We start from the raw sequence: 24390 nt of genomic DNA, 5'->3' as shown, positions 1-24390 counted from the left end.
TGACAATATGGATCCTACTGCTACCTGGGTTGATTTCAACTTAGGAGATGTTACCAGTAACCTGGTTGATCTCACCGATCCAGATTTGAACTATCGTTACTACACTGGAAGTAACTGTAATTCGGATACTGAGGTAAGACTCTCAGGTGACAGTCTTTCGGAACAAGAAAAAATCAATTACGCCAATTGGTTTACCTACTATCGTGATCGTTTGGGTGTCGGTAAGGCTGCTGCCTTGGAGTTGTTGGCAGGCACTAATTTTCGCACTGGCTTTTTGACTATCAATCCAGACTCTGTTACTGCCAAGCAAGCTGAAGTTGATGATATATATGATACATTGATAAGCGAGGTCATCAATTCTATCGGAACAATAGTCTCAATAATAACAAGCTCTGACAGTGGTAATGATCATCTGGATGAAGTGAAGGATGCTATCGTTGGCTCCAAAATCATACCGAATACTGAATACAATTATAATTCCTATCGTGGAACTCCACTGCGTGAGGCTCTTCATCGTGCCGGTAAATATTACCAGGGTGATTATAGGGGGCTCGGGGATTCCCCCATAATTTCTGCAGATGAAGGCGGTATGTGTCAGCAGAATTTCACTGTCCTCATAACCGATGGTTTCTGGAATTCCGAGGACTCTTCATACTCCACTGCGATTGAAAAAGATATTCGTGATGCCAATGGTGATGGTCGTACCTGGCGTCAAAGCAATGGCCGATCTGGTGGCGATGCCACCTTGGCGGATGTCGCTTATTATTATGCCAATATTGATTTACGCAAAAACCTTGGCAGTGGCACCTATGAAAAGCAGGTGATGACGACGTATACCGTCGCCTTTGGTGTGGACTCCGACAGTGATGAGTGGAGCAGCAAAAAGCGTGTCACCGAGAGCAGTTCCAGCACCATCGATGACCTGGAGCAGGCGGCCATCGATGGCGGGGGCTCCTACTTCAATGCCTCCAGTCCAACGGACCTCGTCTCGGCCCTGGCGGCGATCGCCTCCGAGATCGTCGCGGTAGGCAACAGTGTCAGCGGCCTCTCCACCAACCTGACGACGGCCAGTGTCGAGACGGATAGCCGACTGATCGAGAGCCGCTATTCCGCCTCGACCTGGACGGGGGATGTGGTGGCCTCGTCGGTACAGGAGGGCAAGGACGTCGAGGATGACGACCAGGTCTGGAGTGCTGCCACCCAGTTGAGTGAGGCATTGGAAGAGAAGGATGGTGTTGAGTCGCGTACGGTCTTCACCATGTCCGGCGGCAACGGAGTCGAGTTCACGACCGACAACGCGGGCCGTCTGAGCTCCAGCCAGCGCAATGATCTCGCGCGCATGGAGGTCGGTGGCAACTCCACCGATGACCATGTGGAGGCGGCGATCGAATGGTTGCGGGGCAGCGATGAATACGAAGGCGATGGTCTGCGCAATCGCACTGGCGTCCAGCTGGGCGACATCATCGGCTCGTCGCCTGTCGTCGTGACACGTGACGACTCGACGACAGAGGGCAGTGTCTTCGTCGGGGCCAACGACGGCATGCTGCATGCCTTCGACCTCAAGACTGGCAACGAGCAGTTCGCCTATATTCCGGAACTGCTCTACAGCGAAGAGGACGACGCAGGGCTGGGGTATCTGACGGACCCGGGCTATCAGCATCGCTACTATGTCGACGGTGAGCTGCGTCTGGCCAGCCTGAATGGTGAGGAGTGGCTGGTATCCGGTCTCGCCGGTGGTGGGCGCGGCCTGTTCGCGCTCAATGTCACCAAGGCCGTGGCAGGCGAAGACTTCGACGAAGATGATGTGGTGCGCTGGGAATTCGGTGCCAGTGACGATGATGACATGGGGCATGTCTACGGCAGCGCGCATATCGTCACTCTCAACAACGGCGACAGCGCGGTGCTGGTCGGCAACGGACTGGAAACGGCCGATGAGAACGCTGCGCCGACGTTGTTCGCGCTGGAGCTTGATGGAGTCAATGCCGGTGGCGTGATCGCCAAGCTGTCCCCCAGCGGAGTGACCGGCGGATTGGCAAACCTGCAGGTCGCGGACCTCGACAGCAATGGCACCGTCGATTTCGCCTATGGCGGAGACCTGCAAGGGCGACTGTGGAAGTTTGACCTCAGTGACGACGACAGCAGCAAGTGGAGTGTCACGCGCCTGTTCACGGCCTGTGCTACCAGCCTGACCGGCGGGGAGTGCCAGACGGACGCGCTGCAGCCGATCACCGTCAAGCCGACACTCAGTCGCTACTCCGGCGAGACGCACACCATGACCTCGCCCAATCTGCTGGTGTCCTTCGGGACCGGCCAGGACATGTATGCCGACGCTGAAGATGAAGCCTGGGTCACGCAGAGCCTCTACACCGTGCTGGATACCGGCGGCAGTCATACCAGTCTGACACGCAGTGACCTTGAGGCACGCAACTTCGTCAGCGGAAGCTACACCAACGGCGAGCTGACAGGCCGGACCCTTGGCGGCGACAGTTTTGCCTACTATCCCAGCCAGCTCGAGGATCAAGACACGGATCGCTTCGGCTGGTATCTGGATCTGGACGCCTCCGAGCAGGAAGAGCTGGTCGAGCCGGCCAATCTGCTCTCCAACCTGGTGGTCTTCTCCACCAGTACGTCCAGTACCGGAACCAACTTCTGTGAAAGTACCGGCGGTGGCTGGCTGGTCGCGCTGGACACCGAGACAGGCCTGCCGACCTATGACGATAGCGAAGGCAGCTACGTGACCATCTTCGATTTCAATCAGGATGAGGCCTTCAGTGCTGATGACCTGGTCGGTACCCTCGTTGATGACACCGTCGCCGTCGGCAATGTCATCGTCAGCGTCAAGTTGAGCGGTACACCGACGTCCAGTGTCAGTGTGGGCGATACGGTCTACGTGGGCACCAGTTCGCTGGGCAGCGAGGAGGGCGGTGTCTCCTCCTATGATCTCAACGTGTCCAGCTCAACGGACACCGGCCGTGTCTCCTGGTATCAGCTGCGCTGAGCCTGCCTCGGACATGAGGCAAGGATGACACGCTGCGCCGCCACGCCTTCCCCGGGTGGCGGCGCCTTGCCTTTCAGCAAGGTTTATTTCCTTCAGGCAGGCTTGCTCGGTGCCTTTTAGACGAGTCTTGCGCCCGAGTCTTTCACTCAAGCCCTTCATTCACGTTCTCCAAGGAAGCACTCCATGGCCAGTCTTCTCTCTTCCCGTTCGCGTCTGTCTCGGCGCCGCTACGCCTCAGGCTTCACGCTGACGGAGATCATGATCGTGATCGTCATCGTCGGCATTCTCGCGGCGATCGCCTACCCGAGCTATCAGGACCAGGTAATTCGCTCGCGTCGTGCCGATGGGCAGGCGGCATTGATGTCATTGGCTCAGGCTCAGGAGCGCTACATGGCGCGTTGCGGCGGCTACGCGACCAGCATCGCCGGCGACAGTGATTGTGATGAGGAAGGACTGGGGCGTGCCACCGAGTCGCCGGAAGGCTATTACACCCTGAGCCTGGAGGATGGCGCCACGACCACCCGTTTCACGCTCATCGCGACCGCGGTGGCGCCTCAAAGCGCCGATGCCGACTGCCCCGCGCTGACCCTCACCAATACCGGTGTCCGCGATACGACCGGCGATGGCGATTGCTGGTAGCCGTGAAGCGCTCGGCTCTGCTCAATGCTGGAGGCTCTGCGCAATGCTGGATTGCACGCGGCTCGCTTGCACCGCCTTGCGGGCGGCGTATTCTTGACCCCTTTCCCGGGCTGATGGCAGGAGCGAACAGGCGTGAATGACTTTGTGGTGGTAGGCGGTGGCGTGATCGGCATGTTGACCGCGCTGGAGCTGGCGGATGGCGGTGCCGAGGTCACGCTGGTCGAGCGAGGCCAGTGTGGGCGTGAGGCGTCATGGGCGGGCGGCGGTATCGTCTCGCCGTTGTATCCGTGGCGTTATAGCGCGCCGATCTCGCGCCTGTCTGCCTGGTCGGAAGGCTTCTACCCCGCGCTGGCCGAGCGCCTGATCGAGACCACCGGCATCGACCCCGAATATCGCCAGCAGGGCCTACTGTACCTGAATGTCGAGGATGCCGAGCAGGCACTGGCCTGGTCCCGGGAATATGCCAAGCCGTTGACGCGCGTGGACGCCGACTTCGTCTATGACAAGGCTCCGGCGGTCGCGCCCGGCTGCGAGTCGGCGCTGTGGATGCCGACGCTGGGCAGCATCCGCAATCCGCGTCTGGGCAAGTCACTGCGTGCCGCGCTCGACGCTCACCCGCGCGTGCGCCTGCTGGAGAATGTCGCGGTGCAGGGCATTCTGCTGCAGGACGACACCGCCATCGGCGTACAGACCACCAATTCGGTGCTGTCTGCCGGGCAGGTCGTGGTCTGCGGTGGTGCCTGGAGTCGAGAGATTCTGAGTGAGGCAGGACTTGCGCTACCGGTACGGCCGGTACGCGGCCAGATGGTGCTGTTCAAGGCACCCAAGGGGCTGGTGGAGCGCGTGGTGCTCAAGAATGGTCGCTACGTGATACCGCGGGGCGATGGTCGCATCGTGGCTGGCTCGACGCTGGAGGAGGTCGGCTTCGACAAGGCGACCACCGCCGAGGCGCGCGAGTCACTGCTCAAGAGCGCCTGCGAGATCATCCCCGCGCTGGCGGAGTGTGAGGTCGAGCACCACTGGGCGGGACTGCGCCCCGGTTCGCCGACCGGCACGCCCTTCATCGGTGCCGTGCCTGAACGCCGCCACCTGCACGTCAATGCCGGCCATTACCGCAATGGGCTGGTACTGGCGCCGGCCTCGACCCGCCTGCTGGCGGATCAACTGCTCGGGCGCACGCCAATCATCGACCCCGCGCCTTACCAGCCCGAGACTCTGCTGGCCGAGATCGCTGCGCTGGATGCGTCGTCAGATGCCGGCGAGACCCGCTGGGCCTGAGTATTTTCGTGTTGTCTTTCGCCATCGAGCGCTTCGCCTCGGTGGCGAGTCATTTGCGCGGTCCTTCGTCGAGGAAGTGCTGCTGGTGTTCCTGGCAGCAGAAGTGCAGCGCCTCATGGCGGATGGCGTCATTTTCCGGCAGATGCAGGTCGCAGTAGGCGCAGCGCACCATGTTCTGCGCCTCGCGTTCGGCGGGGCTGTCGTTGCCGTAGTCGTCCTGGCTCAGCTTCCATTGGCGATACATGCGGTAAAGGCGCAGGCCGGCCCAGAACAGGGCGACGAAAACCAGCAGACGGATGATCAACAGGCTCATTCCTATATGACTCCCAGATGAGGCGGCGCGCGTGGCTTTTGCCAGCGGCGCGACCTTGCGGGACAATGGCGGCCAACATGATGACAGGTGGGCCGGTGCACGGCTCCGTGATCTGAGCCAGATGTCTGGCCACAGTGTACTGGCCCCTTATCGAACCGCCAATCGAGAGATCCTTACCGCATGCAAGATCTGACTCTGGTGATGGCCCAGCTCGACCCGCTGGTCGGTGATATTCCCGGCAACACTGCGCGTGCCATCGAATCGGTGCGTGAAGCGAGTCTTGAGCACAAGGCCGATGTCGTAGTGCTGCCCGAGTTGTGTCTGACCGGCTACCCGCCGGAAGACCTGCTGCTGCGCGAGTCCATGGAATCCCGCCTCGAGGAGGCGCGCGCCCAGATGGCGAAGAAGGTCGCGCCGGGCGTGATGGTCATCGTCGGCTACCCCGGCATGCGTGACGGCAAGCGCTACAACCTGGCCGGCGTGCTCAAGGATGGTGAGTGGATCGCCGAGTATGCCAAGCAGGCCTTGCCCAACTATCAGGTCTTCGATGAGCAGCGCTATTTCACGCCGGGCAGCGAGCCGTGTGTGGTCGAGTGCCGTGGTGCCCGCCTGGGCATCGTCATCTGTGAAGACCTGTGGGACGGCGCGCCGATCCGTCAGGCACGCGATGCCGGTGCCGAGATTCTCGTCAGCCTCAATGCCTCGCCCTATCACCTGGAGAAGCCGGCCGAGCGCAATCAGCTGTTCGCCGAGCGGGCAGCCGAGGTCAATTGCCCGCTGGTCTACGTCAATCAGATCGGCGGTCAGGATGAGCTGGTCTTCGACGGGGGCTCTGCCGCCATCGATGCCGACGGCAAGACCTGCGTGCAGGCGCCGTGGTGGGATGTCGGCCTGATGCCGGTGCAGTTCCTCAAGGCAGAGGGTGGCAACTGGGTGCCGCAGAGTGGCGAGATCGCCGAGTTGCTGTCGCCGGAGGAGTCGCTCTACTGTGCGCTGGTCACGGGGCTTCGTGACTACGTCAACAAGAGCGGCTTCAAGGGTGTGGTGCTGGGGCTTTCCGGGGGCATCGATTCCGGCCTGTCGCTGGCCATCGCCGTCGATGCGCTGGGCGCGGACCGCGTGCACGCCGTGATGATGCCGTATCACTACACCGCGGACATCTCCAAGGAAGACGCCGCCGAGCAAGCCAGGCTGCTGGGCGTGAATTACGAGGTGATGCCCATCGCGCCGATGGTCGAGGCCTTCACCGAGACCCTGGCGGAGAGCTTCGCCGGCAGCGAGCGCGACACCACCGAGGAGAATCTGCAGTCGCGGTGCCGTGGCGTGCTGCTGATGGCCATCTCCAACAAGAAGGGCCTGATGGTGCTGACCACCGGCAACAAGAGCGAGATGGCGGTGGGTTACGCCACGCTCTACGGCGACATGGTCGGCGGCTACAACGCGCTCAAGGATGTCTACAAGAGCTGGGTGTTCCGTCTCGCCAACTGGCGCAACACCATGGGCCCGGCGATTCCGGAGCGCGTCATCACGCGCCCGCCGTCCGCCGAGCTCGCCGAAGACCAGCTCGACAGCGATTCGCTGCCGGACTACGACACCCTGGATGCGATTCTCACCCACTATATCGAGGGTGACATGAGCGCCGAGGCGATCATCCGCTCAGGCTTCGAGGAAGAGGATGTCTATCGCGTGGTGCGTCTGGTCGATCGTACCGAGTACAAGCGTCGTCAGGCACCGGTAGGCGTGCGCGTCACGCCGCGCGGCTTCGGGCGGGACCGCCGCTACCCGATCGTCAATGGCTGGGTGGCCGGCGAATGACGGATTGCGGATTCTTTGCGCAAGACGCTGAAAACGCCTGAATCTAACGATTCTGGCCATGCTGGCAGCACGAAAAAGCCCGTGATCGATGATCACGGGCTTTTCGATGGTGACGCCTGCCGGTCGTCAGACCGTCAGGTCGTCAGCCTTCACGTAACGCGGCTCGAAGGTACGACCATCCAGACGTTCGTTGTCCGGATCATTCTGGATCAGCACCTTGAGCGTCTCGCTTGCACGGTCACGCAGACCGAGGCCCAGATAGCCCTCGACCATCACGGCCAGCGCATCGCGGGTGGCAGGAGTGTTAGGGTAGTGCTCAATGACCCACTCGCCACGCTTCACGGCAGCCAGATAGGCCTGCTTGCGCAGGTAGAAATCGGCTGTCTGCAGCTCGCCGCGCGCCAGTACGTTGCGCAGATAGATGATGCGCTGACGGGAATCTGCCGCGTAGGTGCTGTTGGGGAAGCGACGTACCAGCTCACCGAAGTCGACGTAGGCATCGCGTGTCGCGCCCAGGTCACGCTTGGAAATATCGATCAGATCGAGGGATTCCAGGCTGAAACGACCCGCGCTGTACGCTGCCAGTCCACGCATGTAGTAGGCATAATCGACCTGCGGGTGATCGGGGTGCAGGCGAATGAAACGGCTGGCCGCGGCGCGTGCCGCCTCCCAGTTGTCGACCTGGTAATAGGCGTAGATCAGCTCCAGCTGCGACTGTTCGGCGTAGCTGCCGAACGGGAAGCGAGTATCCAGGGCTTCAAGTTGTTGCACAGCGGAGTTGAAGCGGCTGGTATCCAGGGAAACCTGGGCCTGACGATACAGGTCCTGCTCCTGAAGATCCGGTGCCGGCTCGTTGGACGCACAGCCAGCCAGCAAGGTGCTGGCCAGGGCGAGGGCAGTCAAGGGAAGGGCGCGCATCGGTTTCCTCATCTCGGGCAATCCATGGCGGGCATGCTAGAATCCGCCGATCCGCACTCACTATAAAGCAAAGGCCCTTTCGTGCGAAACGGCCTCAGAGAGCAATATGGCAGACACCATCAACCGCGAAGAGCGGATCCCGGAGGCGATGATTGGCATGCGCCTTGATCAGGCCTGCGCCGAGATCTTCTCCGACTATTCCCGCGAGCGTCTCAAGCACTGGATCAAGACCGGTGCGCTGACCCTCGACGGTGCCGCCGTCAAACCCCGCGAGAAGGTCTATGGCGGTGAACGTCTGGCCCTGACCGCCGAGCTTGAAGAGGAAGTCAGCCACGAGCCGGAAGATATCGAGCTCGAGATCGTCTATGAAGACGACGACGTGCTGGTCATCAACAAGGAGCACGGCATGGTCGTGCACCCGGGCGCGGGCAACCACGATGGCACGTTGCTCAACGCCATCCTGCATCATTGTCCGGGCAATTCCATGATGCCGCGTGCCGGCATCGTGCACCGTCTCGACAAGGACACCAGCGGACTGATGGTGGTGGCCAAGTCATTGACCGCCCAGGCGGACCTGGTCGAGCAGCTGCAGGCCCGTACCGTGTCGCGCGAGTACGATGCCGTCGTCACGGGCGTGCTGACCTCCGGTGCCACCGTGGATGCGCCCATCGGGCGTCACCCCAAGGACCGCAAGCGTCAGGCCGTCACTCACAGTGGCAAGCCGGCGGTTACCCACTTCCGCGTGGTGGAGCGTTTCCGGGGTCACACCCATATCCGCTGCAAGCTGGAAACCGGGCGTACCCACCAGATTCGCGTGCACATGGCGCACCAGCGCTATCCGCTGGTCGGAGACCCGGTCTACGGCGGGCGTCTGAAGCTGCCGCCGGGGGCCAGTGACCCGCTCAAGGAGCTGCTGCGTCAGTTCCCGCGTCAGGCACTGCATGCCCGTCGTCTCGCCTTCATCCACCCGATCACGGGCAAGGAAGTCGAATTCCGCGCCGAGATGCCGGGCGACATGCTGGTGCTGATCGACTATCTCAAGGAAGACATCGCTCGCTGAGGCGGCAGGCTCGCGCGACACGCCGCACAAGGAGAGGTTATGCACGACGAGAGTCTACGCCCGACCCTGATACTGCCGGACTGGCCCGCGCCGAGCCCGGTGCAGGCCTTCGTGACCACGCGTGAGAGCGGCCCCAGCCAGGGGCCGTATGCCGGCTTCAATCCGGCGCTGCATGTCGGCGATGACCCGGCGATGGTGGCGCAGGTGCGTGAGCTGCTCGCCGCGGAGGTCGATGACGGTCGTCCGCTGGCGTGGCTGGATCAGGTGCACGGCACTCAGGTGGTGGATGCCTTCGATGTCTGCCACGCCGAAGACCGGCCGGATGCCCCGCCACGGGCGGATGCCTGCATCAGTACCGGTACCGGGCAGGCCTGTGTGGTGATGACGGCGGACTGCCTGCCGGTGCTGTTCTGTGATCGGCAGGGCACGCGCGTCGGCGTGGCGCATGCGGGTTGGCGCGGGCTGGTCGAAGGCGTGCTGGAAGCCACCATCGAGCGTCTCGGTGATGACCCCGGCGAGCTGATGGCCTGGCTGGGCCCGGCGATCTCCAATGCGCAGTTCGAGGTCGGCCCCGAGGTGCGTGACGCCTTCATCGCGGACTTGCCTGAGGCCGATGACGCCTTCGAGGCCAGCCCCTACCGGCTCGGTCACTACATGGGTGATCTCTACAAGCTGGCACGCCTGCGTCTCGAGCGTGCCGGGGTCGGTCATGTCAGTGGCGGCCACTTCTGTACCGCCTCTGAATCCCGCTTCTATTCCCACCGGCGGGATGATGGCGTGACCGGACGCCTCGCCACGGTGATCTGGCTGCGCTGAGGCGCTGATCAGCGCATTGACATGCAGCATCTACAAGCGCCCCGTTGACCTGATATCTCAGGTTGGCGGGGCGTTTCTGTGTGTGGCAAAGGTGATGACCGGCGAGAGCGGCGGAACGTCGTCGTGGTGGCGGGAATCTGACCTGGATCAGGCAAATGCCACAACATGCTGCAGCGCGGCGAATCCTGCCTTGAAAGCCGTGCGCCAGCCCCCATCTTGAGAGTCAGATACGAAATGTTACAGGCGAAGCTCCTGAGAAAAGGAGTACCGCCATGACTCTCAGGAGAAGGCACCATGCGCATCGACAAACTCACCAGCAAGCTGCAGAACGCTCTGGCGGATGCCCAGTCGCTCGCCGTCGGGCGAGGCCACAATGAAATTCACCCGCAGCATCTGCTGCTGGCACTGCTGGAAGACCGCGATGGCGGCCTCAAGGCACTGGTCAACAAGGCGGGCGGCGATGCCTCCAGCCTGATGAGCGGCCTCAAGCGCCAGCTGGATGACCTGCCCACCGTGTCCCAGTTCGACGGTAATGTCGCGCCCTCGCAGGCCCTCGGCAAGCTTCTGAATCTGGCCGATCGTGAAGCGCAGAAGCGCGGCGATCAATACATCGCCTCCGAGCTCGCGCTGCTGGCCGCGCTGGAGCTGGGTGGTGATCTGGGCAAGCTGTTCACCTCCTCGGGCATCAAGAAGCCCGCCCTGACCTCCGCCATCGATGCACTGCGCGGTGGCGAAGCCGTGGGCGATGCCGATGCCGAGAACAATCGCGAGGCGCTCAACAAGTACACCCTGGATCTCACCGAGCGTGCGCGGGATGGCAAGCTCGACCCGGTGATCGGGCGTGACGAGGAAATTCGCCGCACGATCCAGGTGCTGCAGCGTCGCACCAAGAACAACCCGGTGCTGATCGGTGAGCCCGGCGTCGGCAAGACCGCCATCGTCGAGGGGCTGGCCAGTCGTATCGTCAATGGCGAGGTGCCGGAAGGCCTCAAGAACAAGCGCGTGCTGTCTCTCGACATGGGCTCGCTGCTGGCGGGGGCCAAGTTCCGCGGCGAATTCGAGGAGCGCCTCAAGTCGGTGCTGAAGGAGCTGGCGCAGGAAGAAGGCCAGGTCATCCTGTTCATCGACGAGCTGCACACCATGGTCGGCGCGGGCAAGGCCGAAGGCGCGATGGATGCCGGCAACATGCTCAAGCCGGCGTTGGCGCGTGGCGAGCTGCACTGTGTCGGTGCCACTACGCTTGACGAGTATCGTCAGTACATCGAGAAGGACGCCGCACTTGAGCGCCGCTTCCAGAAGGTACAGGTCGACCAGCCCGGCGAGGAAGACACCATCGCCATCCTGCGTGGCCTGAAGGAGCGCTACGAGGTGCACCACGGGGTCGACATCACCGACAGCGCCATCATTGCCGCCGCACGGCTGTCCTCGCGCTACATCACGGACCGTCAGCTGCCGGACAAGGCGATCGACCTGATCGATGAGGCCGCGTCACGTATCCGCATGGAACTGGATTCCAAGCCGGAGGAGATGGACCGTCTCGACCGCCGCCTGATCCAGCTCAAGATGGAGCGTGAAGCGCTCAAGAAGGAAACCGACGAGGCGGCGCTCAAGCGTCTCGGGGCGCTTGAGGACCAGATCTCGGAGCTGGAGCGGGAATACGCCGACCTCGATGAGGTCTGGAAGGCCGAGAAGTCCAGCATCCAGGGCGCGGCCCAGTTCAAGGCCGAGCTGGAACAGGCGCGTATCGATCTGGAGCAGGCGCGCCGCGCCGGTGACCTCAGCCGCATGTCGGAACTGCAGTACGGCGTGATCCCGGGGCTCGAGAAGCAGATCAGCGAAGCCGGCGACGGCGAGGCGGATACCTCCGCCCACGTGCTGCTGCGCTCCAATGTCACCGAGGAGGAGATTGCCGAGGTCGTCTCGCGCTGGACCGGCATTCCGGTCGCCAAGATGCTCGAAGGCGAGCGTGACAAGCTGCTGCGCATGGAAGAGGCGCTGCACGAGAAGGTGATCGGCCAGGACGAGGCGGTGATCGCGGTGTCCAATGCGGTGCGTCGCTCACGCGCTGGGCTGTCCGATCCGAATCGTCCCAACGGCTCCTTCCTGTTCCTCGGCCCGACCGGTGTCGGCAAGACGGAGCTCTGCAAGTCACTGGCCAACTTCCTGTTCGACACCGAAGAGGCGATGGTGCGCATCGACATGTCCGAGTTCATGGAGAAGCACTCCGTGGCTCGCTTGATCGGCGCGCCTCCCGGCTATGTCGGCTATGAAGAGGGCGGCTATCTGACCGAGGCCGTGCGCCGCAAGCCGTACTCCGTGCTGCTGCTCGACGAGGTCGAGAAGGCGCATCCGGATGTCTTCAACATCCTGCTGCAGGTGCTGGAAGATGGCCGCCTGACCGATGGTCAGGGGCGCACCGTCGACTTCCGCAATACCGTGATCGTGATGACCTCCAACCTGGGCTCGGAAATGATCCAGCGCATGAGCGGCCTCAATGGCGAGCTGGCGGAAGACGAGGGCAGTACGGAAAGCGCCGACGAGCGTGCCGAGCGCAAGGCGGCCTTCCAGTACGACGACATGAAGACGGCGGTGATGGAAGTCGTCGGCAATCACTTCCGTCCGGAGCTGATCAACCGCATCGATGAAGTGGTCGTGTTCCACGCGCTGGGACAGGCGCAGATCGCCTCCATCGCGGGCATTCAGCTTGAGCGTCTCAAGGCGCGTCTGGCCGAGCGTGATCTCGGCTTCGAGATCACCGACCCGGCGATGGCCTTGCTGGCCAAGGCCGGCTTCGATCCGGTCTATGGCGCTCGCCCACTCAAACGCGCCATCCAGAGCCGCATCGAGAACCCGCTGGCCCAGGCCCTGCTGGGCGGCGACTTCGTGCCCGGTGACGTCATCCGTGTCGGCGAAGAGGGCGGGGAGCTGACCTTCACGCGCTGATTCGTGCGCCCGTGAGTGACGCCCCACCGTGACGGAAGCACGCCCTTCCGCTTGCGGTGGGGCGTTTTCGTGTCTGCCGCCCGGGCGCAAAAAGACAACCCGGCGTGAGGCAGGCTGAAATTCACGAGGCAGAAAATTGCGAATTTATCGCCATTGGTGAGGTTTTACGCATGCTTATGGCCGGATTCGTTGTTATCGGTGTGGCATTTGGCGCAGGCGGCGCACACTGGCGTAAGGTTGAGTTGACAGCCCCTTGCGGCTGTTGGACTCTTGACCATTCCTGATTGCGGGCGCGGCCATTCGGGCGACCCTCGAAGCGCCGCGTGAAGGACAGACGCTGAGTCGCTGTCCGCCTGTCAAAGGATACGCCGGTCCGGGTACGCCAACCGTACCGACCGGCCATCAGCCCCGACCGCATCCAACCGATGCGACAAGAGTGCAGGCCCTAACCGGGCCGCAGACGCCAGGGTTTGGCATCAGGTGCCGCAATTTCTGCGGTAGCGACATTCAGGTCGCACTCGATCCGGCTTGCGCATTGCCGCCGGACGCACTCGAGACCTCCAGGGGAGAATAACCAAGTGGAATTGCTTTCCGGCGCTGACATGATCGCCCGCGCCCTGCATGACGAGGGCGTGGAATATATTTACGGCTATCCCGGTGGAGCGGCGCTGCATATCTATGACGCCCTGTTCCGCCAGGACAAGGTCCAGCACATTCTGGTCCGTCACGAGCAGGCCGCGACCCACGCCGCCGATGGTTACGCGCGCGCCTCCGGCAAGCCGGGTGTGGTGCTGGTCACCTCAGGCCCGGGCGCGACCAATGCCGTCACCGGTATCGCCACGGCCTACATGGACTCGATCCCCATGGTCGTGCTGTGTGGTCAGGTCGCCAGCCACCTGATCGGTGAAGACGCCTTCCAGGAAACCGACATCGTCGGTGTGACCCGCCCGATCGTGAAGCACAGCTTCTCGATCAAGCACCCGAGCGAGATTCCCGAGGTGATCAAGAAGGCCTTCTATCTGGCCTCCAGTGGTCGCCCGGGGCCGGTCGTCATCGATATCCCGAAGGACATGACCGCCCCGACCGAACGCTATGAGTACAGCTACCCCAAGAAGGTACGCATGCGCTCCTATAGCCCGGTCACCCGTGGCCACAGTGGCCAGATCAAGAAAGCCGTCGAGCTGATGCTCAAGGCACGTCGCCCGCTGTTCTTCACCGGCGGTGGTGTGGTGTCCGGGCGTGCCAGCGAAGCGCTGACTGACCTGGTGCGCCGCCTCAACTTCCCGATCACCACCTCGCTGATGGGCATCGGTGCCTACCCGCAGGGCGATCGGCAATGTCTGGGCTGGCCCGGCATGCACGGCTCCTACGAGTCGAACAATGCCATGCACCACACCGATCTGATCATCTGCATCGGTGCGCGCTTCGATGACCGCGTGACCAACAACACCTCGAAGTTCTGCCCGACGGCCAAGATCATCCACGTCGACATCGACCCGAGCTCGGTTTCCAAGACCGTGCGCGCCGATGTGCCGATCGTCGGTCCAGCCGATGCCGTGATCAACGAGATGATCAGCCTGGTGCAGGGCCGTGAACTGGCCAACCCCGATGCACTGGAGGCCTGGTGGTCCCAGATCGATGGTTGGCGTGCCGAGCGTGAAGGCAAGCTGTATGAGCCGTCCGCCCCGGGTGAGCCGCTCAAGCCGCAGCAGGTGGTGGAAGCCGTGCACCGTGCGACGCGTGGTGAAGCCTTCGTTGCCACCGATGTCGGTCAGCACCAGATGTTCGCCGCCCAGTACTACAAGTTCCAGCGCCCCAACCGCTGGATCACCTCCGGCGGCCTGGGCACCATGGGCTTCGGTTTCCCGGCGGCCATGGGCATCAAGATGTCCTACCCGGAAGACGATGTGGTGCTGTTCACCGGTGAAGGCAGCTTCCAGATGATGATGCAGGAGTTCTCGACCTGTAAGCAGTACGGGATCGGGGTCAAGATCATCAACCTCAACAACCAGTCGCTGGGCATGGTGCGTCAGTGGCAGGACCTGAACTACAAGTCCCGTCACTCGCATTCCTATATGGAGTCGCTGCCTGACTTCGTGCAGCTGGCGGGTGCCTATGGCTTCCGTGCCATCAAGGTGCACACGGTGGAGGAGCTCGAGCCTGCGCTGGAAGAAGCCTTCCGCAACAAGGACGAGCTGGTGTTCCTCGACATCTATGTCGACCCGCGTGAACACGTCTACCCGATGCAGGTGCCTCTCGGCTCCATGCGTGACATGCTGCTTACGAAGACGGAGCGGACCTGATGCGCCATATCATCTCCATTCTGATGGAAAACGAACCGGGCGCGCTGTCACGGGTCGTCGGCCTGTTTTCACAGCGCAACTTCAACATCGAGACCCTCAACGTGGCCCCGACCGAAGACGCGACCCTGTCCCGTCTGACCGTCACCACGGTCGGTGAAGATCGCGTCATCGAGCAGATCACCAAACACCTCAACAAGCTGGTGGATGTGGTCAAGTTGGTGGATCTCACCGAGGGCAGCCACATCGAGCGCGAGCTGATGATGGTCAAGGTCAAGGCGCTGGGCGCCCAGCGTGACGAGATCAAGCGCACGGCGGACATCTTCCGTGCCCAGATCGTCGACATCACGCCGAGCCTCTACACCATCCAGATCACCGGCGACGGTGGCAAGCTGGATGCCTTCCTGGCGGCGATGCAGCCGGTGGGCGTGCTGGAAGTGGCACGTACCGGTGTCTCCGGCATTGCCCGCGGTGAGAAGGTATTGAGCCTGTAAGACGGTGGTGGTGGAATCGCAAGACAAGAACGGCGCCCCTCGGGGCGCCGTTTTCGTTGCTGTGCCATTTTCGTTGGCTCGCTACCAGGTATCAGTCAGCGGGGCGCTGCGGCGAGCCGGGTAGTTGCTCCCACAACGCGCGCACCAGCGGGTGACGCAGGCGTTTTTCCTGTACGCACAGGCCGACCTTGTAGGGGGTCAGCGGCGGATCGACATCAAGGATGCGCACCTGGTCGGCCAGCGGCGAATTGTCGAGCACGATCTGTGGCACCACGCCGATCCCGAAGCCCAGTCCGACCATGCTGACGATGGCCTCGTTGCCGGCGACCTGGGCATACAGGCGAGGCTTGATGCCGCGTGTATGGCACCAGGCATCGAAGCGCTCGCGCGCCAGGCCGGTCTCCGACAGGATCATCGGCACGCGCGTCCAGTCGATGTGGTCGTCGCCCGCCGCCGAATCGTCCGCCTCGCCGATGCCTTCCAGTTGCTGGCCGGGGCCATCACGACGCGGGGCAATGAAGCGCAGCGGCGACTCGGCGAAGTCGGTGAAGGCGAGTCGGGAAGGCAGCACGTCGGGGCGCGCGGCGATCGCCAGGTCCTCGTGGCCCATCAGGACGCGCTCCAATGCCACGGCGGGGTCACCGGTATGCAGCTTGAGCTCTACATGCGGATGGCGGACACGGAAGGTGGCCAGAATCTCGTAGAGAAAGCTGTAGCTGGCGGTCACCGAGCAATACAGGGAGAGCTCGCCGCGCAGTTCATCGCTGTCTTCCAGCAGTGACTGGCGAATGTCATCCCACTGACTCAGGAGTTCGCGAGCATGACGACGGAAGCGTTCACCCGCCGGTGTCAGCGCGACGCTGCGGTTGTCGCGTTCGAACAGGCTGACGCCCAGCTCCTCCTCCATGGCCCGGATGGCGCGTGACAGGGCAGAGGCGCTCAGGTGGCAGGCAGTGCTGGCGCGCCCGAAATGCAGCGTTTCGGCGAGGGTCAGGAATTGCTTGAGTTGACGATTGTCCATGCCGGAGTCCGCTGTCGGTGAGTGCTGATGGGGGAAATGCCCCGCGTTGCGTAATATGGCATATGATGGTGCAAATATAGCATTTTACGCAATGTCGAGGTGCAGGTAAGGTGGACTCATCGCCGCGCAGGAGGAGGACGGCAGACCTTGATCCAAGGCGCACGACCTCCCCAGGACGCAGAGCGGCCGAGACAGATGGCCGTCGGCGCTGGACACTGTCATACGCCTTTCCCTCGCGGGAAGGGTCGCAAGAACAACAGACACTCTTTCAAGATCTCACGCCATCCCGCTGACGGGGTGAGCCGCCAGGAGCAATGACGATGAAACTCTATTACGACAAGGATTGTGACCTCTCCCTCATCCAGGGAAAGAAAGTGGTCATCCTCGGTTACGGTTCCCAGGGCCACGCCCACGCGAACAACCTGAAGGAATCCGGCGTCGACGTCACCGTAGCCCTGCGTCGCTCTTCCTCCAGCTGGGCCAAGGCCGAAGCGGCTGGCCTGAAGGTTGCTGAAGTCGAGGAAGCGGTCAAGGCTGCCGACCTGGTCATGATCCTGGCGCCGGACGAGAACCAGAAGGCCATCTACGAGAACCAGGTGGAACCGAACCTGAAGCAGGGCGCGACCCTGGCCTTCGCTCACGGCTTCAACGTCCACTACAACCAGGTCGTGCCGCGTGCTGACCTCGACGTCATCATGATCGCGCCGAAGGCACCGGGTCACACCGTGCGTTCCGAGTTCGTGAAGGGCGGCGGTATCCCGGACCTGATCGCCATCCACCAGGATGCGACTGGCCAGGCCAAGGACATCGCACTGTCCTACGCGGCAGGCGTCGGCGGCGGCCGTACCGGCATCATCGAGACCACCTTCAAGGACGAGACCGAAACCGATCTGTTCGGTGAGCAGGCTGTCCTGTGTGGTGGCGCGGTCGAGCTGGTCAAGATGGGCTTCGAGACCCTGACCGAAGCGGGCTACGCACCGGAAATGGCCTACTTCGAGTGTCTGCACGAGCTCAAGCTGATCGTCGACCTGATGTACGAAGGTGGCATCGCCAACATGAACTACTCCATCTCCAACAATGCGGAGTATGGCGAGTACGTGACCGGCACCGAAGTCATCAACGAGCAGTCCCGTGTCGCCATGCGCAATGCACTCAAGCGCATCCAGAGCGGTGAATACGCCAAGATGTTCATCCAGGAAGGCAACACCAACTACCCGTCCATGACGGCCCGTCGTCGCCAGAACGCCGAGCATCCGATCGAGCAGACTGGTGAGAAGCTGCGCGGCATGATGCCGTGGATCACTGCCAACCAGCTGGTCGACAAGTCACGTAACTGATCCTGGCTATTGGATCCGGCGTGAAATGAGCGGGGCGCTCTCCATCAGGAGGGCGCCCCGCTTGCGTTGTTGCTCTATAAGCGCTATCGAATGGGAGAGGGAAGTGACAGTCGACGGTGAGGCCGCTAGGGTGTCACCACTATTCGCGCTCACTGGCAGGTGTAGAATGTGGTTACCCTGCCACGACGAGGCATGATGCAAGGAATCCCATGACAGACGAAAATCGACATCCCGGCGCAGAAGAAGCCCCCGAAGCACAGACACGCCGCAGCAGTTCAGTGCTGGACAAGGTAGTGGAGGAGTTCACCGACGACAGCGAAGTCGTGGAAGAAGCCATCGAGGACGGCAAGCCCGTTCGTCGGCGTGGTATCTATCTGCTGCCCAACCTGTTCACCACCTCCGCGCTGTTCTCCGGCTTCTTCGCTGTGGTGTGTGCGCTGAACGGGGAGTTTGCCAACGCCTCCATCGCCATCTTCGTCTCGATGGTGCTCGACGGCCTGGACGGTCGTGTGGCGCGCCTGACCAACACCCAGAGCGCCTTCGGTGCCGAGTACGACAGCCTCGCGGACATGCTGTCCTTCGGCGTGGCGCCGGCGCTGGTCACCTTCAGCTGGATTCTGCAGGATGTCGGCAAGATCGGCTGGATCGCCGCCTTCGTCTACGTGGCAGGCGCTGCGCTGCGTCTGGCGCGCTTCAATGTCCAGATCGGCTCCACCGACAAGAAGTGGTTCATCGGTCTGCCGAGCCCGGCAGCGGCGGCACTCGTGGCCGGCTGCGTATGGACCATGCACAACTTCGACGCCGAGACCTTCGCCTTCAAGTCGCTGATGGTCTTCGTGGTCGCGGCTGCCGGTATCCTGATGGTGTCGAACATCCGCTATTACAGCTTCAAGGAAATCGACCTCAAGGGGCCGGTGCCCTTCGTGGCGCTGCTCGCCATCGTGCTGGCCTTCGTGGTCATCTCGCTGGAGCCGTCCGTGATGCTGCTGGGCCTGTTCGGTTGCTATGTCGCCAGTGGCCCGATCATGGCGCTGGGGCGCAAGCTGCGCGGCAACAAGTAAGCGTCAGCTGCCAGCAGTGTGATGATCGATATTCGGCCCCGCCATACCTGGCGGGGCCGAATGTGTTTCTGGCCAGGGGAAGATGTCAGCAAGCAACGGCGCGACGAGGACAAGAAGAACAGAGAGGCAGAATGAGGAGAGAAGAGAAAGGCAGAGCAGAGATGTCACCCGTATGTCCCGAGAATGACAATCTCTTGAAAAAGCCCTTGCCCTCACGGCGGTTCGTGCGTAAAGTACGCATCCGCTGCCGGGGACGCATGGCGTTACCAGCGGTGAAAGAGGTTTGCAGGTGATTGTTTTGCTTGAGGTTTTTGAAGTCCGCTTCGAAGTCATCGATTGACAATCCCGGGCGATTCGCTAGAATACGCCGCACTCCTTACGGAACAGGTGATCGAGCAATGCTCCTCACCGCTTGATGATGCTTAGAGGCAGTCGACTGACTCATCATCAAGTGCTTGACTTCTCAAGCGTTCCGGGTAGAATATGCCTCCTCGCTTAACGGCGACGCTCTTTAAAAATTTGATCAGGTAATTCGTGTGAGCGCTTGCCGATGAGTGGTGACAAGGTCACCAAATATCGGAGCAAGCCTCTCACGAGAAGTTTGACTCTGAACCAAGTTTGGTCTGCTTAACAGACTATCAAGCTTTCAACTGAAGAGTTTGATCATGGCTCAGATTGAACGCTGGCGGCAGGCTTAACACATGCAAGTCGAGCGGAAACGATCCTAGCTTGCTAGGAGGCGTCGAGCGGCGGACGGGTGAGTAATGCATGGGAATCTGCCCGATAGTGGGGGACAACCTGGGGAAACTCAGGCTAATACCGCATACGTCCTACGGGAGAAAGCAGGGGATCTTCGGACCTTGCGCTATCGGATGAGCCCATGTCGGATTAGCTTGTTGGTGAGGTAATGGCTCACCAAGGCGACGATCCGTAGCTGGTCTGAGAGGATGATCAGCCACACTGGGACTGAGACACGGCCCAGACTCCTACGGGAGGCAGCAGTGGGGAATATTGGACAATGGGCGAAAGCCTGATCCAGCCATGCCGCGTGTGTGAAGAAGGCCTTCGGGTTGTAAAGCACTTTCAGCGAGGAAGAACGCCTTGGGACTAATACTCCCGAGGAAAGACATCACTCGCAGAAGAAGCACCGGCTAACTCCGTGCCAGCAGCCGCGGTAATACGGAGGGTGCAAGCGTTAATCGGAATTACTGGGCGTAAAGCGCGCGTAGGTGGCTAAGTCAGCCAGGTGTGAAAGCCCCGGGCTCAACCTGGGAACGGCATCTGGAACTGCTTGGCTAGAGTGCAGGAGAGGAAGGTAGAATTCCCGGTGTAGCGGTGAAATGCGTAGAGATCGGGAGGAATACCAGTGGCGAAGGCGGCCTTCTGGACTGACACTGACACTGAGGTGCGAAAGCGTGGGTAGCAAACAGGATTAGATACCCTGGTAGTCCACGCCGTAAACGATGTCAACTAGCCGTTGGGTCCCTTGAGGACTTAGTGGCGCAGCTAACGCAATAAGTTGACCGCCTGGGGAGTACGGCCGCAAGGTTAAAACTCAAATGAATTGACGGGGGCCCGCACAAGCGGTGGAGCATGTGGTTTAATTCGATGCAACGCGAAGAACCTTACCTACCCTTGACATCCAGAGGACTTTCCAGAGATGGATTGGTGCCTTCGGGAACTCTGAGACAGGTGCTGCATGGCTGTCGTCAGCTCGTGTTGTGAAATGTTGGGTTAAGTCCCGTAACGAGCGCAACCCCTATCCTTATTTGCCAGCGAGTAATGTCGGGAACTCTAAGGAGACTGCCGGTGACAAACCGGAGGAAGGTGGGGACGACGTCAAGTCATCATGGCCCTTACGGGTAGGGCTACACACGTGCTACAATGGCAAGTACAAAGGGTTGCAATACTGCGAAGTGGAGCCAATCCCATAAAGCTTGCCTCAGTCCGGATTGGAGTCTGCAACTCGACTCCATGAAGTCGGAATCGCTAGTAATCGTGGATCAGAATGCCACGGTGAATACGTTCCCGGGCCTTGTACACACCGCCCGTCACACCATGGGAGTGGACTGCACCAGAAGTGGTTAGCCTAACCTTCGGGAGGGCGATCACCACGGTGTGGTTCATGACTGGGGTGAAGTCGTAACAAGGTAGCCCTAGGGGAACCTGGGGCTGGATCACCTCCTTATCGACACTGTCTATCGCTCGCGGCAAGTGCTCACAACGAATTACCTGATCTTATTGCTGGCTTAGCCGGCAGTGGCAAGCGTGCTCATCAGAGCGCGCTTCTCACTGTTCTCTGAACAGCCGCTCTTTAACAATGTGAATCATGCTGACGATAGATGTGTGCGCCAAGCGCATGTCTATCAAAACGATATGTCGGAGAGGTCCGACAGATTCGTAATCCTTGACAGACCCCTTGGGGTTATATGGTCAAGCGATTAAGCGCATACGGTGGATGCCTTGGCAGCCAGAGGCGATGAAGGACGTGATAGCCTGCGATAAGCGTTGGCGAGGTGGCAAATACCCTGCGACCCAACGATTTCCGAATGGGGAAACCCACTCACCATCAGGTGAGTATCTATAGGCCAATACATAACCTATAGAGGCAAACCCGGGGAACTGAAACATCTAAGTACCCGGAGGAAAAGAAATCAACCGAGATTCCCCAAGTAGCGGCGAGCGAACGGGGACCAGCCCTTAAGCGTGACAACTGACAGACGAACAAGCTGGGAAGCTTGACGATACAGGGTGATAGTCCCGTAGTCGAAGTCTGAGTCACGTGAAATCGAGTAGGTCGGGGCACGAGAAACCTTGACTGAACATGGGGGGACCATCCTCCAAGGCTAAATACTCCTGGCTGACCGATAGTGAACCAGTACCGTGAGGGAAAGGCGAAAAGAACCCCGGCGAGGGGAGTGAAATAGATCCTGAAACCGTATGCGTACAAGCAGTGGGAGCACCTTCGTGGTGTGACCGCGTACCTTTTGTATAATGGGTCAGCGACTTATATTCTGTGGCGAGCTTAACCGTATAGGGGAGGCGTAGGGAAACCGAGTCTTAACTGGGCGACCAGTCGCAGGGTATAGACCCGAAACCGGGCGATCTATCCATGGCCAGGGTGAAGATTGAGTAACATCAATTGGAGGCCCGAACCCAAGTATGTTGAAAAATGCTGGGATGAGCTGTGGATCGGAGTGAAAGGCTAATCAAGCCCGGAGATAGCTGGTTCTCCTCGAAAGCTATTTAGGTAGCGCCTCACGTATCACCGCTGGGGGTAGAGCACTGTTTCGGCTAGGGGGTCATCCCGACTTACCAACCCGAGGCAAACTCCGAATACCAGTGAGTGCAGCGTGGGAGACACACAGCGGGTGCTAACGTCCGTTGTGAAAAGGGAAACAACCCAGACCGTCAGCTAAGGTCCCAAAATCCTGATTAAGTGGGAAACGATGTGGGAAGGCTCAGACAGCTAGGAGGTTGGCTTAGAAGCAGCCATCCTTTAAAGAAAGCGTAATAGCTCACTAGTCGAGTCGGCCTGCGCGGAAGATATAACGGGGCTAAATCAGGTACCGAAGCTACGGGTTCATCCTTATGGATGAGCGGTAGAGGAGCGTCGTGTAAGCCAATGAAGGTGGATTGAGAAGTCTGCTGGAGGTATCACGAGTGCGAATGCTGACATGAGTAACGATAAGGGGAGTGAAAAACTCCCCCGCCGGAAGACCAAGGTTTTCTGTTCTACGTTAATCGGAGCAGAGTGAGTCGGCCCCTAAGGCGAGGCGGAAACGCGTAGTCGATGGGAAACGGGTTAATATTCCCGTACCGGATGTGGTTGCGATGGGGGGACGAAGAAGGCTAGGTGAGCCAGGCGTTGGTTGTCCTGGTGAAAGCATGTAGGCCGAGGAATCAGGCAAATCCGGTTCCTCTGAGGTCGAGATGCGAGACGAACTGACCACGGTCAGGAAGTCATCGATGCCACGCTTCCAGGAAAAGCCTCTAAGCTTCAGATCACATGCGACCGTACCCCAAACCGACACAGGTGGTCAGGTAGAGAATACCAAGGCGCTTGAGAGAACTCGGGTGAAGGAACTAGGCAAAATGGCACCGTAACTTCGGGAGAAGGTGCACCGGTTCGAGTGAAGGACTTGCTCCGTAAGCTCTTACCGGTCGAAGATACCAGGTGGCTGCAACTGTTTATTAAAAACACAGCACTCTGCAAACGCGCAAGCGGACGTATAGGGTGTGACGCCTGCCCGGTGCCGGAAGGTTAATTGATGGGGTTAGCTCACGCGAAGCTCTTGATCGAAGCCCCGGTAAACGGCGGCCGTAACTATAACGGTCCTAAGGTAGCGAAATTCCTTGTCGGGTAAGTTCCGACCTGCACGAATGGCGTAATGATGGCCACGCTGTCTCCACCCGAGACTCAGTGAAATTGAAATCGCAGTGAAGATGCTGTGTACCCGCGGCTAGACGGAAAGACCCCGTGAACCTTTACTATAGCTTTACACTGGATGCTGATGTTGTCTGTGTAGGATAGCTGGGAGGCTTTGAAACCACGTCGCCAGATGCGGTGGAGCCAACCTTGAAATACCAGCCTGACATCATTGGCGTTCTAACTCAGGTCCGTTATCCGGATCGAGGACAGTGTATGGTGGGTAGTTTGACTGGGGCGGTCTCCTCCTAAAGAGTAACGGAGGAGCACGAAGGTACCCTCAGCACGGTTGGAAATCGTGCATTGAGTGCAAGAGCATAAGGGTGCTTGACTGCGAGACAGACACGTCGAGCAGGTACGAAAGTAGGTTCTAGTGATCCGGTGGTTCTGTATGGAAGGGCCATCGCTCAACGGATAAAAGGTACTCCGGGGATAACAGGCTGATACCGCCCAAGAGTTCACATCGACGGCGGTGTTTGGCACCTCGATGTCGGCTCATCACATCCTGGGGCTGAAGTCGGTCCCAAGGGTATGGCTGTTCGCCATTTAAAGTGGTACGCGAGCTGGGTTTAGAACGTCGTGAGACAGTTCGGTCCCTATCTGCCGTGGGCGTCGGAAGTTTGAGAAGAGCTGCTCCTAGTACGAGAGGACCGGAGTGGACGAACCTCTGGTGTTCGGGTTGTCATGCCAATGGCATTGCCCGGTAGCTACGTTCGGACGGGATAACCGCTGAAAGCATCTAAGCGGGAAGCCCCCTTCAAGATGAGACTTCCCTGAGGCCTTGCGCCTCCTGAAGGGCCCTTGAAGACTACAAGGTTGATAGGCTGGGTGTGGAAGCACAGCAATGTGTTGAGCTAACCAGTACTAATTGCCCGTGAGGCTTGACCATATAACACCCAAGGGGTTTGCGCAGGCAAACCGCCGGGATTGCGACAGGATCGAGACATATCGGTCAGCATGATTCATAT

At 60.5% G+C, this 24390-nt stretch carries 15 protein-coding genes and 2 rRNA genes; 14 read left to right on the top strand and 3 right to left on the bottom strand.

From position 1 onward, the window contains the following. Positions 1-683 precede the first annotated feature (683 nt). From R1T44_RS00360 to thiO, 4 genes are all read left to right on the top strand, one after another. On the top strand, positions 684-824 hold the full coding sequence (locus tag R1T44_RS00360; RefSeq protein ID WP_317292360.1) for a hypothetical protein: 141 nt from the start codon (positions 684-686) through the stop codon (positions 822-824). Then, positions 824-2998 (top strand): pilus assembly protein, encoded by a 2175-nt coding sequence (locus R1T44_RS00355; protein ID WP_317292359.1) that lies wholly within the window; start codon positions 824-826, stop codon positions 2996-2998. Before R1T44_RS00360 ends, R1T44_RS00355 begins: the two co-directional genes overlap by 1 nt. Positions 2999-3181: 183 nt before the next feature. Beyond that, positions 3182-3637, top strand: coding sequence for a type IV pilin protein (locus R1T44_RS00350; protein ID WP_153636655.1), 456 nt, complete (start codon positions 3182-3184; stop codon positions 3635-3637). Between the two features lie 132 nt (positions 3638-3769). Continuing rightward, positions 3770-4915, top strand: a complete 1146-nt coding sequence (gene thiO / locus R1T44_RS00345; protein WP_317292358.1) for a glycine oxidase ThiO — start codon at positions 3770-3772, stop codon at positions 4913-4915. A gap of 49 nt (positions 4916-4964) precedes the next feature. Here the strand turns inward: thiO and R1T44_RS00340 are convergent, their stop codons facing one another. After that, the gene (locus tag R1T44_RS00340; protein WP_043337174.1) at positions 4965-5228 is read right to left on the bottom strand and encodes a PP0621 family protein; all 264 of its coding nucleotides are present in this window, start codon (positions 5226-5228) and stop codon (positions 4965-4967) included. 180 nt (positions 5229-5408) lie between these two features. On the opposite strand from R1T44_RS00340, the gene R1T44_RS00335 reads away from it, so the two are divergent. Beyond that, positions 5409-7043: an NAD+ synthase gene (locus R1T44_RS00335; protein ID WP_043337176.1), complete on the top strand. Its 1635-nt coding sequence runs from the start codon at positions 5409-5411 to the stop codon at positions 7041-7043. Between the two features lie 126 nt (positions 7044-7169). Here R1T44_RS00335 and R1T44_RS00330 read toward each other — a convergent pair whose 3' ends face one another. Next, positions 7170-7973 carry an outer membrane protein assembly factor BamD gene (locus R1T44_RS00330; RefSeq protein WP_054556941.1) on the bottom strand — a complete coding sequence of 268 codons (804 nt, stop codon included), beginning with the start codon at positions 7971-7973 and terminating at the stop codon, positions 7170-7172. 94 nt (positions 7974-8067) lie between these two features. Between R1T44_RS00330 and rluD the strand changes: the two genes are divergently transcribed. The 5 genes from rluD to ilvN all read left to right on the top strand — a co-directional run bounded on the left by rluD (position 8068) and on the right by ilvN (position 15574). Continuing rightward, entirely contained in the window at positions 8068-9021 is a 954-nt protein-coding gene (rluD, locus tag R1T44_RS00325) for a 23S rRNA pseudouridine(1911/1915/1917) synthase RluD (protein ID WP_054556942.1), read from the top strand. Positions 9022-9060: 39 nt separating this feature from the next. After that, a complete protein-coding gene (gene pgeF, locus R1T44_RS00320) occupies positions 9061-9837 on the top strand; it encodes a peptidoglycan editing factor PgeF (RefSeq protein WP_043337183.1) in 777 nt (258 codons plus the stop codon). A gap of 294 nt (positions 9838-10131) precedes the next feature. Beyond that, on the top strand, positions 10132-12780 hold the full coding sequence (clpB, locus tag R1T44_RS00315; protein WP_317292357.1) for an ATP-dependent chaperone ClpB: 2649 nt from the start codon (positions 10132-10134) through the stop codon (positions 12778-12780). Positions 12781-13358: 578 nt separating this feature from the next. After that, positions 13359-15083 (top strand): acetolactate synthase 3 large subunit, encoded by a 1725-nt coding sequence (locus tag R1T44_RS00310; RefSeq protein ID WP_043337225.1) that lies wholly within the window; start codon positions 13359-13361, stop codon positions 15081-15083. Then, positions 15083-15574, top strand: coding sequence for an acetolactate synthase small subunit (ilvN, locus tag R1T44_RS00305; protein WP_317292356.1), 492 nt, complete (start codon positions 15083-15085; stop codon positions 15572-15574). The genes R1T44_RS00310 and ilvN overlap by 1 nt, the downstream gene beginning before the upstream one ends. Before the next feature lie 91 nt (positions 15575-15665). Here the strand turns inward: ilvN and ilvY are convergent, their stop codons facing one another. Then, entirely contained in the window at positions 15666-16595 is a 930-nt protein-coding gene (gene ilvY / locus R1T44_RS00300) for an HTH-type transcriptional activator IlvY (protein ID WP_317292355.1), read from the bottom strand. A gap of 320 nt (positions 16596-16915) precedes the next feature. Here ilvY and ilvC point away from each other — a divergent pair, with 320 nt between their 5' ends. From ilvC to R1T44_RS00280, 4 genes are all read left to right on the top strand, one after another. Further along, complete coding sequence (ilvC, locus tag R1T44_RS00295) at positions 16916-17932, top strand: ketol-acid reductoisomerase (RefSeq protein ID WP_043337232.1); 1017 nt, start codon at positions 16916-16918, stop codon at positions 17930-17932. Between the two features lie 209 nt (positions 17933-18141). Further along, positions 18142-18993 carry a CDP-diacylglycerol--serine O-phosphatidyltransferase gene (gene pssA / locus R1T44_RS00290; protein ID WP_043337235.1) on the top strand — a complete coding sequence of 284 codons (852 nt, stop codon included), beginning with the start codon at positions 18142-18144 and terminating at the stop codon, positions 18991-18993. A gap of 647 nt (positions 18994-19640) precedes the next feature. Further along, a 16S ribosomal RNA gene (locus R1T44_RS00285) occupies positions 19641-21181 on the top strand. Between the two features lie 243 nt (positions 21182-21424). Then, positions 21425-24311 (top strand): 23S ribosomal RNA (locus R1T44_RS00280). Together the 16S and 23S rRNA genes form the textbook arrangement of a ribosomal RNA operon. Positions 24312-24390: the final 79 nt, after the last annotated feature.

The organism is Cobetia amphilecti, assembly GCF_032923285.1.
Lineage (GTDB): Bacteria > Pseudomonadota > Gammaproteobacteria > Pseudomonadales > Halomonadaceae > Cobetia > Cobetia amphilecti.
This window is presented reverse-complemented; position numbering and strand designations above follow the sequence as displayed.